The sequence below is a fragment of the Komagataeibacter diospyri genome (assembly GCF_043995075.1).
Taxonomy (GTDB): Bacteria; Pseudomonadota; Alphaproteobacteria; order Acetobacterales; family Acetobacteraceae; genus Komagataeibacter; species Komagataeibacter diospyri.
The window spans coordinates 689,331-705,005 of the sequence record NZ_CP171836.1 but is presented as its reverse complement, the minus strand read 5'-3'; the positions used below and the strand labels follow the sequence as shown (position 1 = coordinate 705,005).

10 protein-coding genes are annotated in these 15,675 nt (G+C 61.2%); 2 read left to right on the top strand and 8 right to left on the bottom strand.

Translation table 11 applies throughout. The features are described 5' to 3' along the window. Window positions 1-168: 168 nt before the first annotated feature. The 8 genes from ACE2AA_RS03175 to ACE2AA_RS03140 all read right to left on the bottom strand — a co-directional run bounded on the left by ACE2AA_RS03175 (window position 169) and on the right by ACE2AA_RS03140 (window position 12,660). A complete protein-coding gene (locus ACE2AA_RS03175; protein ID WP_141259837.1) occupies window positions 169-585 on the bottom strand; it encodes an Rrf2 family transcriptional regulator in 417 nt (138 codons plus the stop codon). Between the two features lie 6 nt (window positions 586-591). Continuing rightward, window positions 592-2,334 (bottom strand): bifunctional diguanylate cyclase/phosphodiesterase, encoded by a 1,743-nt coding sequence (locus ACE2AA_RS03170; protein ID WP_141259836.1) that lies wholly within the window; start codon window positions 2,332-2,334, stop codon window positions 592-594. Between the two features lie 30 nt (window positions 2,335-2,364). Next, entirely contained in the window at window positions 2,365-4,719 is a 2,355-nt protein-coding gene (locus tag ACE2AA_RS03165) for an EAL domain-containing protein (protein ID WP_395371117.1), read from the bottom strand. Beyond that, window positions 4,716-5,342 carry a Crp/Fnr family transcriptional regulator gene (locus ACE2AA_RS03160; RefSeq protein ID WP_141259834.1) on the bottom strand — a complete coding sequence of 209 codons (627 nt, stop codon included), beginning with the start codon at window positions 5,340-5,342 and terminating at the stop codon, window positions 4,716-4,718. The genes ACE2AA_RS03165 and ACE2AA_RS03160 overlap by 4 nt, the downstream gene beginning before the upstream one ends. A 1,134-nt stretch (window positions 5,343-6,476) precedes the next feature. Continuing rightward, window positions 6,477-6,719 (bottom strand): hypothetical protein, encoded by a 243-nt coding sequence (locus ACE2AA_RS03155; protein ID WP_141259833.1) that lies wholly within the window; start codon window positions 6,717-6,719, stop codon window positions 6,477-6,479. 150 nt (window positions 6,720-6,869) lie between these two features. Next, a complete protein-coding gene (locus ACE2AA_RS03150; protein WP_395371115.1) occupies window positions 6,870-8,198 on the bottom strand; it encodes an ATP-dependent RecD-like DNA helicase in 1,329 nt (442 codons plus the stop codon). Between the two features lie 357 nt (window positions 8,199-8,555). Then, window positions 8,556-9,662, bottom strand: a complete 1,107-nt coding sequence (gene nagA, locus ACE2AA_RS03145) for an N-acetylglucosamine-6-phosphate deacetylase (RefSeq protein ID WP_141299040.1) — start codon at window positions 9,660-9,662, stop codon at window positions 8,556-8,558. Between the two features lie 451 nt (window positions 9,663-10,113). Further along, window positions 10,114-12,660 (bottom strand): EAL domain-containing protein, encoded by a 2,547-nt coding sequence (locus ACE2AA_RS03140; protein ID WP_395371113.1) that lies wholly within the window; start codon window positions 12,658-12,660, stop codon window positions 10,114-10,116. Between the two features lie 289 nt (window positions 12,661-12,949). Here ACE2AA_RS03140 and ACE2AA_RS03135 point away from each other — a divergent pair, with 289 nt between their 5' ends. After that, window positions 12,950-13,156: a hypothetical protein gene (locus tag ACE2AA_RS03135; RefSeq protein WP_395371111.1), complete on the top strand. Its 207-nt coding sequence runs from the start codon at window positions 12,950-12,952 to the stop codon at window positions 13,154-13,156. Further along, on the top strand, window positions 13,153-15,651 hold the full coding sequence (locus ACE2AA_RS03130; protein WP_395371109.1) for an HWE histidine kinase domain-containing protein: 2,499 nt from the start codon (window positions 13,153-13,155) through the stop codon (window positions 15,649-15,651). Before ACE2AA_RS03135 ends, ACE2AA_RS03130 begins: the two co-directional genes overlap by 4 nt. Window positions 15,652-15,675: the final 24 nt, after the last annotated feature.

The window sequence follows — 15,675 nt, the reverse complement described above, 5'->3', positions numbered from 1 at the left end:
CACTGCAACAGGAAACCACACTGCCGCCTGTCACATAACTTATTTTTATCACATCATAAGCATAGATTATAACGAACCGATATAAAGGAGCCGATTTTGTTTCGTTTCCAAATTAATCTCTATGCGGTATGCAAATAAAAAATCAAGAATTATTCTTCTTGCCACGAATTAATATTTTTTATGCTCCATTATGAGATCATGCAAGGTCACACGGTCCAGTACGGCCATGAAGGCGTTCAGTGATTTGGCGAACAGGCCCCGCAGACGGCAGGCATCCACCAGTATGCAGGGCTGCCCTTTACCCGGTACACAGGTCACGATCGTATTCAGATCGGCTTCCATCAGCCTTACGATGTCACCAATGAAAATCTCATGTGCCGCCGCCGCCAGTTCCAGCCCCCCGCTGCGGCCCCGCCGCGCAAGGACGATGCCATTATTGGACAGGCGGTTGACCACCTTGACCAGGTGGCTTTGTGAAATTCCGTGGGCATCGGCAATTTCCTGAATCGCAACGCGCCTGCCCGGATTCTGTCCCAGGTAGACGAGGGTGCGAATGGAATAATCCGTATAAAGTGTCAGGCGCATGGTACCTCATGACGCCTGCAACGCGACTTCGGAATGATCTGGCGCAAGGATGTGCTCCGCCAACACCAGATTTGCGGCAGAAATAGGGGGGGAAATGTAAAAACCCTGAATTCTGTCCACTTTCATGGCAGTCAGGATATCCATCTGCCCCTTGGTTTCCACCCCGGTTACGGTCACACTCAGCCCGAAGGCATGAGCAAGTCCCGTCAGATGGGCAATCACGTCGCGCGCCGCCTGGCTGTGTTCGATATTGACCACCAGGTGGCGTGAAATCTTGGCCTGCGTGAACCGGATATCGCGCAGCACCGCGATCGGCAGCGTGGCCTGCCCAAAATCATCCAGTGTCAGCTGGAAGCCCAGATTGGCCAGTTCCTGCAACCGCAGCAGCACGCGATCCGACCGGCGCCCCGCCAGCACGCTTTCCGATATTTCCAGCACATAATCACTGGCGGTGCCGCCCTGCCGCTTTATCTCGGCTTCCAGATCGTTCTGGAACCCGATATTGAGCAGGTCGAGCCGCGAGAGATTAATGGTCAGGTTGGGATAACTTGAAAGGCTGGTATTCCACAGCCGCATGTCATTCTGGAACGACTTCACCAGCCGCGGACTCATGGCCTGCGCCAGTGTCGCATCAAGAAATACGTCACGGAAGCTTTCCGCCGCCAGTAGTCCGCGCATGGGGTGGTGCCAGCGCAGCAGCGCCTCGATCTGGTCGCACCTGCCGGTCGCAAGGTTCAGGATCGGCTGGTAATACAGCTCGAACTGGTCTTTTTCCACGCCATCACGCGCATCGGTCAGGATCTGAGCGCGCTCAAGGGCATGCTGGTGCAGGGTGATGTCGAACATCCGCGACTGATGGCCGCCCGCGCGCTTGGCGGCATACAGCGCGATATCCGCATTTTTCTGCAGGGATTCAGCACTTTCCTGGCTAGCGATCGGGCATACGCCAATGCTGCCCGATACGTTGACCATGGTATTGCCGACCTCGATCGGCGCTTCAAGTGCCGCCAGCAGCCGTTCCAGCATTGTGTCCAGCGGCGTGGCCAGCAACGTGTGGTTGAGGATAAGCGCAAATTCATCCCCACCCAGTCGACATACCGCGTCCTGCGGGCTGACCAGTTCCAGCAGCCGGTGCGAAATGGTTTTCAGTACCACGTCACCGGCATGGTGACCGTGAATGTCGTTGATCTGCTTGAAACCATCAAGGTCGAACATGACCAGCATGATTTCACGGGTGATGTTGCGGGCTTTCTCCTCCACCGCCGCCTGCAGCACGGTGTTGAAGCCGCCACGGTTGAACAGTCCCGTCAGCGGGTCGGTCGCCGCCAGTGACTTCAGCCGGTCACGGGTGTTCATCAACTCGGTAATCTCGAAACGGGTCGCGACATAGCCCTCGACCGCGCCAAGCGAGTTGTGCTTGGGCATGATGGTCGTCGCCACCCAGTACAGCGTCCCGTCCTTCGCACGGTTGCATATGTTGCCGCGCCAGATTTCCCCTGACCGGATGGTGCGGTACATCTGCCTGAAGAAGCTGGCATCATGATACCCCGAATTGACGATCCGGTGCGTCGAGCCGAGCAGTTCCTCACGCGGGTAGCGGCTGATCTCACAGAAGCGGTCATTGACGTAGGTAATCACGCCACGCACATCCGTAATGGCGACGATCAGGACATTGTCCACCACATCGGCCCAGAAATCGGAATCCTTGTGGGTTAGCGCGCGCAGGCGATCATCGTGTTTGAGTGACATGGCGTTGCTCCGTCTTTCGCCTTGAATGGATCAGGACCTGGCTTTGGCAGCGGGGGACTGCGTGGCTGCGGTGGCGGTTGCCTCTGTGGTGGGGGCAGGCTGTTTTTCGGTATTCTTTAATGGCTGGGAGGATGACGCCCCGGCAGCGCGCGCCTTGGCGCGGGCAGCTTCGATGTTACGGATAACGGCAGGTGCGCCCCCCTTGCGGACCCACTGTTCCAGGTCCTTCGGGGCCAGCGGCTTGGCAAACAGGTAACCCTGCATCACGTCACAGTTCAGTTTTTCCAGCAGTTCGCGCTGCTGTTCCGTCTCGACCCCTTCGGTCACGACGGTCATGCCCAGGCGCGAACCGATGCCGATCACGGCCATGGTCACCGCCTGCGCGTTGGTGTCGTATTCAAAGTCGTTGATGAAGCTGCGGTCGATCTTGATTTCCGTCAGCGGCAGGCGCGTCAGCCGCGACAGGGACGAATACCCTGTGCCGAAATCATCCATCGACAGGCCACAGCCAAGGTTGCGGATGGATTGCAGCACTTCCTCGGTATCGCGGCTGTTGTCCATCATCACGCTTTCGGTGATTTCCACCGTCAGGCGCGCAGGCTTCAGGTCATGGTCCTTCAGCAGGGTTGCGATGTGTTCAGGCAGCGCGCGGTTACGGAAATGCACCGCCGACAGGTTGACCGCAACGGTGGGGACATGGATGCCGTCGCGGTCCCATTTCACGATCTGGCGGCAGGCTTCCAGCAGTGACCACCGGCCAATGGCCTCGATCTGTCCGGTTTCCTCCGCCACGGCAATGAAGCGGGAGGGGAAGATGTTACCAAGATGCGGATGGTGCCACCGCGACAGGGCCTCCACCCCGCTGAGTTCCAGCGTATGCGTGCGCACCTGCGGCTGGTAATGCAGCTGCAGCATACCCTGCGCCAGCGAATCACGCAGCGCGGAGCCCAGCACCAGCCGGTCCTGCGCCACCTGGTTCTTTTCCAGGTTGGCGAAGCGGAAGATGCCGCGCCCGTCTTCCTTGGCCTGACGCATGGCGGTGTCGGCATGGCTGAGCAGCGATTCACTGTCCGGCCCGTTGGACGGGAACGTACTTATGCCGATCGAGCATGAAATGGAGAGCGTGTTCTGGCCGATCTGCAGCGGGCGGCCGATGGTGTCCAGAAGCTGCTGGGCGATTTCCTCGATCCGCTTGCCTTCGCAGTCGGGCACCACCACCACGAATTCATCCCCGCCGGAGCGGCTGATGACGTAATCATCACGGGCGATGGAGCGGATGCGGGCTGCGATCTCGACCAGGAACTGGTCAGCATAGACATGACCCAGCGCGTCGTTGATATCGCGGAAACGGTCGATATCCAGCATGAAGATCGCCAGCGTCCGGTTGCCCGGCTGGGCAATGATGTCTTCCATTACCCGGTGCAGTGCGCCACGGTTCAGCAGGCCGGTCAGGGAATCATAACGCGCAAGCTGGGTCATGTGCGTCTTGGTGGCATGCTGTTCCAGCGCCAGCGCGCAGAACGGCAGGCACGACCCGACCAGCCGCTGTGGCCATGCGCCAAGCTGGTTGGGTTCACGCAGGTACAGCGCGAAAATGCCCGTTATCCGTCCGTCACCCGCCAGCACGGGGGCGGCGTAACAGGACTGCAGCCCCAGTGAACGGCACATGGACTGGTAATTGTCCCACACCAGCCGACCGGTATAGGACGCGTTGGCCTTCAGCTTTTCCACATCGGAAGGGGACGGCACGGTGGTTTCCAGCGCATTGCGGATACGCGGCGGCAGGGCAGACGTGCAGATCACCCGCCACGGCTGCGCATCATCCAGCACCAGCAGGGCGGCGACAGAATTGGGCACGAAGGCTTCGACCTTGCGGCAGATCAGTTCACCGATATCCTGTATCAGCATGTCACTGGCCAGTGCCTGCAGCACATCGTTCTGCAGGATCAGGATCTTGCGGCGCTGGCTTTCTTCCGTGACGTTCTTCATCACGCCCATGTAATAGGTCAGCTTCCGGCCGTCTTGATCGATCTGTACCTTCGACAGTGACAGTTCACCGCAGATATATTCGCCATCCGCGCGCGTGAATTCAACTTCGCGCGACGTGCCGACAATGCGGTTGTGACCGCTTTCACGATTGCGATCGATATAACGGTCATGTTCATGGCGCAGGCGCACGGGCACCAGGCAGTCCACGTTACGGCCCATGACATCGGCGCGTGGAATGCCCCATAATGATTCCGCCGCCTGATTGTAGAAAATGATCTCGTTATCCTGGCCGATGATGACCGTGGCGTCGATTGCCTGTTCCAGCGCGGGCAACAGGATTTCGGTAGTCAGGGCTGTGATCTCGGGCATCTGCGGGCTGTCTTTCTTCGCTGTCATTCGGAATGGGCCACGATCGCGCGCAGGCGGTCTAGGTCGAGGATGTGTATGGCGCGCCGCTGCCGGGAAATAAGCTTCTCCCGGTGGAACGTGCTGAGCAGGCGGCTGACAGTTTCGGTGGTCAGACCAAGGAAATCGGCTATGTCGGTGCGGGAAATGGCCGGGTCGACGGGCCACAGTTCATTCTGCCCCATGCGGGTCCCCTGCCCGATCAGGAAGGCGGCCAGCCGTTCGCGCGCCGTCTGCCGCCCCAGCATCAGCAGCCGGTTATGCAGCCCGATCAGTAGCTGGCGGGCGGTATGCAGTGATGCGGCGCATGCGTCGGGTGACGTTTCATGCAGGTGCCGCAGGTAGGGTGCCGGCATGCACACCACCCGCAGCGTGCGCATGGCTTCGGCGCTGTAGCCATAATGATTACAGGGATAGGCGGGCAGTACATCCCCCTTATGGGCAAAACCGATAATCTGCCGCCGTCCGTCAGGAAGTGACTTGAACAGGCGCGCCCCGCCACTCACCACATGGAAATGCATGCTGGCGGGCGTACTTTCCGTCATGAATTCCTGCCGGTCCGCATAATGGCGTTCCGCTCCGGCTAAAGGATTATGAGGCTGCGTTAAGGACATTTTTATCTTTTTCTGTTCCCGACAGGACTGCGACAGTTCTGATTAAAGACATATTTTCGCCATAAGTTAATTTGTAAAATATATGCAGAATAAACAAACGGAATTGTTTATTTTCCCGTACGCCTTATATTTTTGTGTAACTGTCGGATGACTGCTGCAGCCTGCGCTGTAAGTATTCCGCTACACGGACTTGTGTCACAACGCACCTGCAATGGTGTGGTCCGGGCCGCCAGCCTGCACTGCCGGACATGAGCGGTACGGGCTAGATACGTCCCCCATCCCGTCCACGCCATGAACCAGGCCAGGTTACGGTTACGTTACCGTCTCCGGCCGGTGGCTATCGGATGCCTGCCCCGGTTTTCCGCGCCCCGTCCGGGAATGAATCGCGCAGTTCGTCTCCCCTTGCACCGCAGGAGCATATTGCCCGCTGGGTACGGTGCCAGTACGGTTGCCTCGCCTGTTGCAACCGGGTTCAATGCGCCCGGTGCGATCTGGGTGCCCGGTGTCCCTACCCGGTAAGGATGGGATTCGGGCGGCCTGCCTACACCCGCGTGGTCAGTGTAAAAGGCCGGTCTGGTCAAATAATGGTGCCCCCCGTATCGGGACAGGCGGTCACGATTTTCTATTTTTACTTACGCCAGCCAATACCTTGCAGGTGGCCTGGCGCATGCTGATCGGTATGCCTTTCACGCGGTGAGCATGAGCCATGAATATCGCATGGATAATTTAACAATTCATGAAAGTGTCATGAATTGTTTTGGAATATTCTGGTACGATATGCCGCAGGCATATGAAAAAAATTGCCTTCGGTCGGTCAAAATCACGGTCACGTGTCAGGGTGCCCTATGCCGCACACGATCTCGCGACCATCGGATCGTAGGAAATCCTCCCGTCATGGGCAAAAAAAACGGATCGTGCCGAAAGAGTCGTCTCAACAGGTTGTGCAATACGGATGCTAAATGGTGCGGATGCCTGCACGGGGGTACAACCGGAAGAGCATGATGTTTGCGCACCGGTTCGATGGGGTGATGCAATCCATCGGGTCAGTTACATGCGGATGCGGCCCGGAAACGCAAAGGAGCGGGCACGCGCCCTGCGTACCCGCCCCTTTGTCGTCATGTCAGAACCGGCGACTTATTTTTTCGCTGCCGCACACTTGCCCAGAAGCGCGATTTCAGCAGCATTGACACCTTCGGGATCCAGTGCTGCCTGCCTGGCGATGGCCTGCTCTTCTTCCGTGGCGTGCTCGCCACCCTTCAGGACGTGTTCGGCCAGACGGATGGTTTCCGCCTTTGTCATGATGGCGGGAGAATGGGTGGCCTTGCGTACCAGATCATGGATGGAACCGGCGGCATGGGGAACGCGATGTTCGCTCATGGTGAATAACTCCTTATGATATCAACATATGTTGAGCGTCGACCGCGCGGCATCAATACACAGTTTGAAATATTTTCTATCTGTCCGACGTATCAATATCCATAAAATCATTCGACACGAGATATTCCGGCGCACGAGCATGGGCCGGTCTCAGCCCTTTCCTGGGGGTGGATGACCGGGCAGGCCCGTCAGGATCAGGGCGGTGGACGGGCGCGTCGCCGCTACATATAGCAGTTGCTGCGTTTCCAGCACGTTTGTCGCGGCCCGGCGGGTGATGTCACCTATATCCACGAACACGCGCCCGAACGTGCTGCCCTGTGCGGTATGCACGGTCATGGCATAGACCGCCTGCAGCCGCCCGATACCGCGGCGGAATACGAAACGGTGCTGCCAGCGCGCGCGTTCTTCCGCCGCCTCGCGCCGCAGGCGGCGTTCGACACCGGCCATGTCCGCGCCGGGCCGCAGGATCGGCACGGGCACTTCCTCCCCCGTCAGGGTGCGCAGCACCACGTCATGCACCGGCAGTTCCGTGGTCCAGCCCGCGACCTTTGACGTGGCGGGAAAGGCATGGCGCAGGATGGTGGGGCGGATGTCGATGACTTCCGCTTCCTCATTGGTGGCGACGACAACGCGCCGCCCCTCCACATCCATGACCGGCGCGCGGGCAATCACGCGTTCACCCGTGACAAAAGGGGTTGGTGTCTCACCCCCATACACCCACCGGCGCACCATGCGGTTGACCGCCTCCACCCGTGCATTGGTCCAGCACAGGTATCGGAACGCATCGCTGTCGGTGCGGAATTCATCGGATGTGAAGGCACGCTGCATCCACGTATCGGGTTCACGGGGCAGGAAGAGGCCAGCCCCCCCGTGGTGATTGGCGCGGCACCATGACCAGTCCAGCGGGCCGCCCTGACTTTCGCGTATGGTTGTCGCAGCGGCGACCAGCGGGTTGCCCGCCGCCTGCCGTACCACCGTTTCCAGATGCGAGGCCGAGCGGATGGCGAAGGACGGGCTGATCGCCTCCCCCACTGGCGGCAGTTGTGCGGGATCGCCCACAAACAGCACGAAACGGTCGGGCACCAGTTCGCGCACCCAGCGCATGAGTTCTGACCCCACCATGGAACATTCGTCAATAATGATGACATCGGCCGTGATCGGTTCGGGCCGATCGGCGCGCTGCAGCACCTCACGCCCGCCATCCTGCGTGCCGGGCTGCAGCGACAGGACGTTATGGATGGTCCGGCAGGGGGCAAGGTTGCCCACGCGCGCCTTCAGCACGGCAGTGGCCTTGTGGGTTGCGGCGGTAAAGACAACCTCTGCCCCCTGTTTGCGCAACGCACGGGCAACGCGCTGCATGAGCGTGGTCTTGCCCGTCCCGGCATAACCGGTCAGCAGATGCGTGGCGCAGGTTTCGCGCGCGGTCAGGATCTCCGCCAGCGCGCGTTCCTGGCACGTTGTCAGTTCCAGCCGGGACATGGGACGGCCCTGAGGGAATGGTAAGCGATATCGGGGGCCATCGGGCCTGAAGTGATCCTTGATCCGTTGATGCAGCGGGAATGAGTATTAGGCCGCTCCACCCCATCGGGCCAGCGGAAATGCGCCCCGTGATCTTAACCGTCGGCGTTGCGCATTTCCGCTGTCACATGTAGCAGTCCGTGCCAGATGCAGCATCAGGCCGTTCCTGTCCGTGTCGTGCGGTCACTCAAGGTCAGATGTCGGTGATGGACATGGATCGGCAGGCGATAATTGATTGACAGAAAATAATAAAAGTCTCTGGGTGCCCCGTTCTTCGAGGCTTTCTGAAAAAAGCTTCACCACAAACTTTTATCTGTATCAGGCGCTACGGCGGCCCGCGACCCAGACTTCCTGTACCGTCAGATCCGGCCCCATCACCACCATGTCCGCGCGACGCCCATGCATGATGACGCCACGGTCATGCAGTCCCAGCCAGTTGGCGGCATGCGTGCTGACCAGGGCTGCCGCCTGCGGCAGGGACGCCCCGGCCTGTATGGCGTTACGCAGGGCCTGATCCAGTGTCAGCACGCTACCCGCAAGCGTCCCGTCCTGCAGGCGCGCCACACCGTCAAGCACCATCACATCCTGCCCCCCCAGCGAACTGGGGCCATCACCCATGCCGGTGGCGCGCATTGCATCGGTCACAAAAACCAGCCGTCGCCCCATGACCCGGTGCGCAAGGCGGAACAGGGCAGGATGAACGTGATGGGTGTCGAAAATCATCTCGGCATAGGCGTCCTCGCTGCACATCAGCGCCGTGGCCGGCCCCGGCGCGCGCGCCATGACCGGCGGCATGGCGTTGAACATATGCGTGCCACCAGCCACGCCCCCGCCGCCGCATATGCGACAGATGGCGCGTTCGGCCTGTTCATGATCGGCCTGCGTATGGCCGATATTGACCCGTATGCCCGCCTGCACGAACTGCTGGATGGCGGTATCGGCATGTTCCACTTCCGGCGCCAGCGTCACCAGCTTTACCGCCCCGGTCCGGATCACCGCACTGACCCGCGCGGGCGTGGGCGGCAGGGTATGCGCGGGTTGCGCGCCACGCCGGTGGGGATTGATGAAGGGCCCTTCCAGATGCGCGCCGGGAATGCTGGGACCGCCAAAGGCACCGTTGCGCAGGATATCGGCTACCGCATACAGGGTCTCGGTTATGTCCGACCATGGGGCGGTCATGGTGGTGGGCAGCAGCGTGGTGGTACCCTGCGCCATATGGAACATGGCCATGTTCCGGATTGCCATCGGGCCATCCATGGTGTCGGCCCCACCGCCACCGTGAACATGGCCGTCAATGAAACCGGGCAGGATGTAGCGGTCGGGCACATTGTGCGACAGGGGCCGCACGTCAGTAATTGAGGTATCGAACACGACACGACCCGGCATGACCCGGTCTGGCAGGACGATATGGCCATCAATGTTCACGGTGCGGCTTTCCCTGTTCGCATAAGTTGACGCTGTATGTGCGTGTTACCGCGTTGGCGCGGCGGATGCCATAACCTGTCGGATATATCGCAGCCATCCCGGCACGACGATACGGACTGACAACGAACGGGAAATTCAGACCGGCCGCATATCAATGCAGGAAAAAAATTACCGAATGCGCGGATGATGTGACCGGCACGGATTTCGGTTTTCCATGCGTCTGCCGGGCGCTGGCCTGTCCCCTGCCCTGTCGCCGGTGGCGGCACGGGCGACGACGGATAATTCTGTCGCAGGTCTGGTGGGAAAAGGGAGCGAGGCAGCACATGCGTGAAGTATTCACGGCATCAGCATTACCCTGCCCGACGCTCTGCCCGGTCACGGCCATGGCGGGTTGTGGATCACGAAGGTGGCAGGGTGCAGCCATCCCTGTGCGCCATCGCCCTGAAAACCGTCAGGATTCAGGCTGATAGGCGGAAAACCATGCCGCAAGTTCTTCCGCCGGCAGCGGCTTGGAGAACATGTACCCCTGCAGCACGTCGCAATCCATTTCCGCCAGAAGACGGCGCTGTTCCTCGTGCTCGACGCCTTCGGCCACCACGGTCATGCCAAGGCTTTGGCCAATGCGGACCACGGCCATGACCACGGCACGGACCTTCTCAATGCTTTCCAGACCCGTCATGAAGCTCCGGTCGATCTTGACCTCGTTCACCGGCAGGCCCGCAAGGTTGGATAGGCTGGAGAACCCGGTACCGAAATCATCCATCGACATGCCAACCCCCATTTCCCGCAGCTTCTGCGCCACGCGGATGGTGCGTTCGTAATTGTCGATCATGGTGCTTTCGGTAATTTCGATCGTCAGGCGTTCGGGCGGAATACCGGTTTCCTTCAGCAGCTTGTCCACGAATTCGGGCAGCGTTTCGTCACGGAAATGCAGCGGCGACAGGTTGACCGACACCACCGGCACATCCACCCCATCGCGCATCCAGTGCGCCATCTGCATGCAGGCCGCGCGCAGGGACCATTTGCCAATGGCCTCGATCTGTCCGGTTTCCTCCGCCACGGTAATGAACCGCGCGGGGGAAACGAAGCCCAGTGACGGGTCGATCCAGCGTGACAGCGCCTCCACCCCGTACAGTTGGCCGCTACGGGCATGGACCTGCGGCTGGTAGAACAGGCGCAGCCGGTCGTGAGTAATGGCGTCGCGCAGGGCCGCAGCCAGGATCAGCCGGTCACTGGCCTGCTGGTTCATGCGCGGGCTGAAGAAGCAGCAATGCCCCCCGCCATTCGCCTTGGCCTGGAACATGGCGGTTTCGGCATTTTTCAGCAGGGTGTCCCCGTCCTCGCCATTTTCGGGGTGGACGGCCACACCCAGACTGGCGGACAGACTGACCGGTACCGCGCCGATATGGGTGGGCTGGCCCAGCACGCGCAGGATCATGGCGCTCAGCGTGGAGGCATGCTGCTGTTCGCCATTGGTGACGATAGTGAACTGGTCCCCCCCGCTGCGCACCAGCGTGTCATCAATGGTCAGCACGTCACGCAGCTGGCTGGCGATATGGGCAATCAGTTCATCGCCCGCCGTATGGCCGAACACATCATTGATATGCTTGAAATTGTCCACCCCAACGGTCAGCAGCATCAGGTTGCCGCGCACGTGGCGGCGCAGCATGCGGGCCATGTTCTGACGTAGCCAGCGGCGGTTGGGCAGGCTGGTCAGCAGATCGAAATCCGACAGGCGGTTGATGTGTTCCTTCGCCTCGTGCCGTTCAATGGCCAGCGTGCACAGGTGCAGACTGGTGGCCACCGCCTTCTGGCAGGCCGCATCGGGCAGCATGTCGGTGCGTGAATAGCACGTGAACACCCCCGCCACTCGGTTGTTGCGCAGGATGATGGGGGTGGCGCGCGCGGTCTTGATGCCGTTATGCAGCGTCTGTTCACGCAAGTGCTGCCAGCTTGGGTCATGGGCGATGTCGCTACATTCGGTCACATTGCCGGTGGCGGCGGCAATGCCTGAACATGCGGCGCCGTCGCCTATGGGCAGCGTGTCATACAGCTTGACCAGCGACAGCGGCAGGCTGGCACGGCCCTTGCATTTCAGGTGTTCGTCCTTTTCCACCAGGTAGATGGCGGGCATGACGTCGGGGATATAATGTTCGATGCGGCGGCAGATGAAGTCCATGACTTCATGCAGGCTCAGGTCACTTGATATCGCCTCCAGCGTATCGCGCTGCAGGCTGTCCAGGAAATGCTGTTCGGTAATGTCGGTCAGGACAACGACAATGTTCTCGATCTCGCCACTTTCGCTGAACACGGGGTTCATCGCCGCCGATACCCATATGTCGCGGCCGCTGGCGTGACGGGCGCGGATTTCCAGTGTGAAGCCACGGGCGTTGCGCGCGCCTTCATGCAGCTTGTTCAGGATGCCGATATCCGTCGTATCCCCCGCCAGGATGACAGACAGACCATGCCCCGTCACCCGTTCGGGGCCAAAACCGAACATGTCGCTGAAAGCGCGGTTGACATAGATGATGCGGAATTCCGGGTCCAGGATGGCAACTCCTCGGTCGGTTTCACGCACCACCAGCGACAGCAGGCGGATCTTTTCGCGGTCGTCCACTTCCTGTGAAATGTCGCGGATCAGCGCCATATAGCCGATCTTGCCATCCACCGCGATGCGCGACAGCGACAGGTTGGCCCAGAAACTGGTGCCATCCAGCCGTTCCACCAGCACCTCGCGGCTGGTGCCGACGATCTTGTTGATCCCGGTTTCGCGGTTGTGGCGGATCAGGTCGTCATGAGTGGAACGGATGTTGCGCGGCACCAGCACGTTGACGTTGCGCCCGATCACGTCCTGGCGCGCGCAGTGCCACAACCTTTCCGCCGCACGGTTGAAAAAGGTTACGGTGTTGTTTTCATCAATCAGGACAACACCAAGGATGGTCTGTTCCAGTGCAGGAAGGACGGTTACCTGCATGTCATCTATCATGTCGCGGGGCATCGGGCTGCTGGTCTCCTGCTGACTGGAAACGAACGGGGATGAAGCTGAAATGTGACCCCGGTCCGAAACCGTCCGGGGCACTGCAATAAGCGACAGCCAGCATGATGTTTCATGCACATGAAGGGGTTAAGAAAAGGTATATGGAAGTAAATATAAAATATTGTATTATGCATTCATGTATTCACCCCTGTTGCAGGGCAGCCCATGGGCGGGACAGGTGATGGCCGCGCGAATTTACATAAAAGTGAGGTGTGTAAAAGTAAGCTGTCGCGCCACGTGGCATGGGGGTATGCTGTCCTGCCTTCCATCATGCGCCCCCACCGGGACCATGCGGGGCGGCGTAACCCCGGCTGGCAAGGTGCGGCCTGCACCCGCCCCGGCCATGGCAGGAGCAGGCATGACACTGACACGGGCCGATCAGGCGGAGGTGATGGCAACCGGCATTTCCGGGCTGTCGCATGCCGTCCCCCTGCCCGGGGCACGCGCGGCATCATGAAAATGGCCATCGACCATATCCAGCCCCACGGGTGGCTGCTGGCATGTGACGCGCGGCTGGAACGCATCGTGCGCTGGTCCGCCAATGCGCCGCGCTGTCTCGGGCGCGAAGGGCTGACAGGGGGCCTGCTGCTGCGCGATGTCGTGGGGCGGCAGGCCACCCACAGCATCCGCAACGCCCTTGCCACCCATGGGGAAGCCCACCGCCGGCCCGCCCTTGTCTTCGGGCAGGAAGCGCCGGATGGCAGGCGCTATGACATTGCCATCCATACCGCCGGGTCGGATATCCTGCTGGAATGGGAACCTTCCGCCGACCCGGATGGGGATGGCGCGCACCTGTCGCTGCTGCGCACCATGATCGACCGGATACGCGAAATCACGGATTTCGACCGCCTGTTCCGCACCGTGGTCCGGCTGTTTGCCGGGGTGCTGCATTACGACCGCGTGATGCTCTACCGCTTTGCCGAGGACGGATCGGGCGAAGTCGCGGCGGAATATCACGTCCCCAACCTTGAAAGCTTCCTGGGACAGCATTTTCCCGCCAGCGACATTCCCGATCCCGCCCGCAGGCTGTACAGCACCAACCTGATCCGCGTGATCGGTGACGTGGACGGTACCCCCATTCCCATCATCTCGCCCCCTGGCATGGCGCCCCCCGACCTGTCGCACGCCCACCTGCGGGCCGCCACCACCAGCCATGCCGACTACCTGCGCACGATGGGGGTGGCGGGGTGCGTGTCCGTCTCGCTCATGGTGGACGGGCGGCTGTGGGGCATGATCGCAGGGCACCATTACAGCGCGCGCGTACTGAACATGAGCCATCGGATCGTGGCGCGCATGTTTGGCGAATTCCTCTCGCTGCAGATCACCAACTTGCTGCGCACCAAGCGCCTGGCCATGACGCGGCAGACGCATGCCCTGATCGAAACGCTGCTGAAGGGGGCGGCCCCGGTGGCGGACATGCCCGCCTACCTTACGTCGCACCTGACGGACATGCTGTCATTCGTGCAGTGCGACGGGGCGGCGCTGTGGGTCGGGGGGCAATGGACTCTGCATGGCGCGCATCCCCCACCCGGAGCGATGGACGACCTGCTAGCGCTGGCCCGCACGTATGCTGGCGCGCAGATCTGGCATACCACCCGGCTTGCGGCGCATATTCCCATGGCGGCGGATTACGCGGCGCAGGCGGCAGGGGTGATGGTCGTTCCGATTTCCTCGCAGCCGGGCGACTACCTGCTGGTGTTCCGGCGCGAGGTGGTCCGCACCCTGAAATGGGGCGCGGACCCCACTGCCCGCCCCCGCAAGCAGGCCGAGGACGGGTATTTCGGCCCGCGCACCAGCTTTGCCATCTGGACCCAGCAGGTCATGGGCGAATGCCTGCCATGGTCGAGTGACGACATGGAGGCGGCGACCCTTGTCCGTTCCGCCCTGATCGAGGTGATGGGCGCGTACCACCAGCTGCAGCTGAACGAACGCGCCACCGCCGATCTGCGTCAGCGCATGCTGAACGAGGAACTGAACCACCGCGTCAAGAACATCCTGTCGGTGGTGCAGTCGCTGGTCAGCCAGCCGCTGGAACCCGGGGGCACGGTCGAAGGCCATGCCGAACGGCTGCGCGGGCGCATCCGCGCGCTGGCGCTGGCGCATGACCAGGCGGTGCGCAGCGAGGGCGGCGGCCTGCTGCGCGCGCTGCTGGATGCGGAACTTGCCCCCTATCGCGAACGTTGTTTCATCACCTGCGACGGGCCGCCCGTCTGGCTGACGGGCCGCGCCCTGTCGGTTCTGGCGCTGGTGGTGCATGAACTGGCCACCAACGCCGTCAAATATGGTGCGCTGGCCCATGCGGGTGGGCGGCTGGACATTACGTGGTCGCATGACGCGGTGGCGGATGGGTGGCGTATTTCATGGCGCGAAAGCGGGGGACCGGGTATCGCGCCCCCCGCGCGCCGGGGCTTCGGCTCCGTCCTGATCGAGCGTGGCTTCCCGCATGAACTGGGGGGACGCGCGCACGTCAACTATAGCCCTGGCGGGCTGGAGGTGGTTCTGGACCTGCCTGCCCGCCACGTAAACCCCGCCCCGCCAGTACAGGCGCAGGACGCGGCCACCCCCGCCACATCCCCCACGCCGGGAAAGGAGAAGAAAGTGACCGACGCCGATATCCTGCTGGTTGAGGACCAGTTCCTGATTGCGATGGAAGCCGAATGGGCGATCGAGGAAAGCAATCTGGGGCAGGTCCGCACCGTGGCATCGGTATATGAAGCCCTGACCGCCATCCGCACCCGCGTGCCCGATGTCGCGATACTGGATGTCAACCTTGGCGATGAAAACTCGATCGAGATCGCGCATATGCTGCGTGCGCGCGGCGTGCCTTTCATTTTCGCCACCGGCTATGCCGACCGCACCATGATCCCTCCCGACCTGCGTGATGTCCCGGTGGAGCGCAAGCCGTATTCCGCCACGGCGCTGGCCGAACGTATCCGCCAGCTTGTCTCGTGACCATGCCCGCCGCACCAGGGAGCA

Bases quoted from the DNA above. Each gene is read 5' to 3' on its own strand.
- ACE2AA_RS03140 (WP_395371113.1), bottom strand. From the start codon at position 12,660: ATGCCCCGCGACATGATAGATGACATGCAGGTAACCGTCCTTCCTGCA.
- ACE2AA_RS03130 (WP_395371109.1), top strand. From the start codon at position 13,153: ATGAAAATGGCCATCGACCATATCCAGCCCCACGGGTGGCTGCTGGCA.
- ACE2AA_RS03175 (WP_141259837.1), bottom strand. From the start codon at position 585: ATGCGCCTGACACTTTATACGGATTATTCCATTCGCACCCTCGTCTAC.
- ACE2AA_RS03135 (WP_395371111.1), top strand. From the start codon at position 12,950: ATGCTGTCCTGCCTTCCATCATGCGCCCCCACCGGGACCATGCGGGGC.
- ACE2AA_RS03155 (WP_141259833.1), bottom strand. From the start codon at position 6,719: ATGAGCGAACATCGCGTTCCCCATGCCGCCGGTTCCATCCATGATCTG.
- ACE2AA_RS03170 (WP_141259836.1), bottom strand. From the start codon at position 2,334: ATGTCACTCAAACACGATGATCGCCTGCGCGCGCTAACCCACAAGGAT.
- ACE2AA_RS03160 (WP_141259834.1), bottom strand. From the start codon at position 5,342: ATGTCCTTAACGCAGCCTCATAATCCTTTAGCCGGAGCGGAACGCCAT.
- ACE2AA_RS03165 (WP_395371117.1), bottom strand. From the start codon at position 4,719: ATGACAGCGAAGAAAGACAGCCCGCAGATGCCCGAGATCACAGCCCTG.
- ACE2AA_RS03150 (WP_395371115.1), bottom strand. From the start codon at position 8,198: ATGTCCCGGCTGGAACTGACAACGTGCCAGGAACGCGCGCTGGCGGAG.